A 2,474-nucleotide genomic window follows, 5' to 3' on the forward strand; every position below is an offset into this window, starting at 1 on the left:
AAATTATATGATCTATTAATATTTATAATATTTATTTCAAAAAATTATTAAAATTATTAATAGAAATTAAACATTTTCGTATATATTATATCTGGTTTAAAAAGAAAAAAATAATTTTAAATAAAATTTAATAAAATAATTTATTAAATCAATTTAAAATCTTTAAAATCAAATTAAAAACTTATAGTATTTAAAAAGTATAATAACTTACACTAATAAAAATTCTCAAATTATAATATTTTTAAAAATATTACATAAAAATATAATGATAATATAAGTAAACTATTAATATTTTTAATAAAAACTCATCCAAAATTGAGTGACTGTTTAACAAAAACATTTTTATTAGCATTAATTAATAATAAAGTCTGCTCAATGAAATTTAAATAGCCGCTTTTGTGCTAAGGTAGCATAATAATTTGTCTTTTAATTAAAGACTAGAACAAAAGACTTAACATCTCAATAGATTTTTTTTAAAAAATTATTTAAATTATTTTAATTGTAAAAAAACAATTTTTAAAAAGAAAGACGATAAGACCCTATCGAACTTCACTTCAGTTTAACTGGGGCAGTTAATTAATTATTACTTTAATAATATTAAATATTTAATTTGACCTAATATAATTAATAACATAATTAAGTTACCGTAGGGATAACAGTGTAATAAAATTTTTAAGATCTTATTTAAAATAAAGATTGCAACCTCGATGTTGATTTAATATTCTAATTTACGCAATAGTTAATTAAGAAAGTCTGTTCGACTTTTAAAAAATTACATGATTTGAGTTCAGACCGGTGTAAACCAGGTCGGTTTCTATCTTCTAACAAAATTCTTCTAGTACGAAAGGACCTAAGAAAATAATAGTATTATAATATTGGCAGAATAATGCATTAGAATTAGAATCTAATTAACTATATATAATTACCTCATTTTTAAATTTTATTTTGATTTCCCTTAGAATTCTAATCAGAGTAGCTTTTTATACATTATTAGAACGAAAAATTTTAAGATATATTCAAATTCGAAAAGGACCTAATAAAGTAGGTATTATAGGAATTCTTCAACCCTTTAGAGATGCTATTAAACTTTTTAATAAAAATTTATTATCTTTAGAATCTATAAACTTTACATTATCATTTATAACTCCTTTTCTTTCTTTATTTATCTCCCTATGCATAATCCCATTAATAATATATAATTTTTCAACCTTAATTGACATTAAACATAATTTATTAATATTTTTTATTTTATCAAGAATAGGAGTATATTTCATTCTACTTATTGGATGATCAACTAATTCAAAATATTGTCATTTAGGATCTATTCGAAGAGTTGCACAAATAATTTCTTATGAAGTACCATTTTTCATAATCATTTTATTTTTAGTTTTATTATCTCAATCCTATTCATTTACTCAAATAGAAGAATCTCAGTATATATTATACTTTTTTTTTGGAAATATTCTCTTATTTATTATATGATTATCTTCTTGTTTAGCAGAAACTAATCGTAGACCATTCGATTTTGCAGAAGGAGAATCCGAATTAGTTTCAGGTTTCAATGTTGAATATATAGGAGGATGATTTGCTTTAATTTTTCTATCAGAATATTTAAGAATACTTATTTTAAGAATAATTTCAACTATAATATTTTTTAGTCCTATTAAATCTATCATTTCAATAACAATTATAATCATAATCACAATTATATTAATTTGAGTACGAGGAACATATCCTCGATTTCGATATGATATATTAATATTAATAAGATGAAAAATATTTCTACCTTTATCAATATTTATTATTATATTACCATTCATTATTCCATTCATATTTAATTAATTTTAAATTTACAAAATTTATGTTTTACTTAAACTAACCAATCAGACTTTAAAGAAAATTTCTTAAAAATTGTTTTCAAAACAATTAAAATAAAGCCAAACACAACTTATAAAATTATAAAATCCTGAATTTCATAAATTATTCAAAAAACTATAAATATTATAAAATACAAAAAACTAAATACTATCCCCAACCCTATATATGGATATTCTACAACACACGCACCAATTCATGTTAACAATATTCAATTTACAACAAAAACCCAATATATAAACTTTATAAAATAATAAAATAAAGTTCTTCGAAAACGATGCTTCAAAAAAAAAGGTAAAAAATATAAAATAACCACCGATATAACTAAAGCGATTACTCCTCCAATTTTTCTAGAAATAGAACGTAAAATAGTATAAGCAAATAAAAAATATCATTCAGGTTGAATATGAACGGGAGTAACCAAAGGATTAGAAGAAATAAAATTCTCTACATCCATAAAAATATAAGGAAACAAAAAACAAATAAATAAAAAAAAAACAAAAAAGAAAGCAAATCCAAAAATATCCCTAATTCTATAATATGGATGAAAAAAAACTTTATCATATACTCTTCTTAATCCTAAAGGATTTCTAGAACCT

At 20.9% G+C, this 2,474-nt stretch carries 1 protein-coding gene and 3 pseudogenes; 1 reads left to right on the forward strand and 3 read right to left on the reverse strand.

What is annotated here, in order from left to right:
* Positions 1-945: 945 nt before the first annotated feature.
* A pseudogene (locus CW751_RS16075) lies at positions 946-1,482 on the forward strand (NADH-quinone oxidoreductase subunit H).
* Here the strand turns inward: CW751_RS16075 and CW751_RS16145 are convergent.
* The 3 genes and pseudogenes from CW751_RS16145 to CW751_RS15595 all read right to left on the reverse strand — a co-directional run.
* Positions 1,431-1,832, reverse strand: a complete 402-nt coding sequence (locus CW751_RS16145) for a hypothetical protein (protein WP_240612596.1) — start codon at positions 1,830-1,832, stop codon at positions 1,431-1,433. The pseudogene CW751_RS16075 and the gene CW751_RS16145 overlap by 52 nt on opposite strands.
* Before the next feature lie 254 nt (positions 1,833-2,086).
* Positions 2,087-2,254: pseudogene (locus CW751_RS16080) on the reverse strand (hypothetical protein); the annotation flags it as partial.
* 12 nt (positions 2,255-2,266) lie between these two features.
* Positions 2,267-2,474 (reverse strand): annotated as a pseudogene (locus tag CW751_RS15595) (hypothetical protein); the annotation flags it as partial.

It is taken from the genome of Brumimicrobium salinarum (assembly GCF_002844555.1).
GTDB classification, from domain to species: domain Bacteria; phylum Bacteroidota; class Bacteroidia; order Flavobacteriales_D; family Crocinitomicaceae; genus Brumimicrobium; species Brumimicrobium salinarum.

Excerpts from the sequence above, each read along its gene's own strand:
- CW751_RS16145 (WP_240612596.1), bottom strand. The coding sequence starts at position 1,832 with ATGAATGGAATAATGAATGGTAATATAATAATAAATATTGATAAAGGT.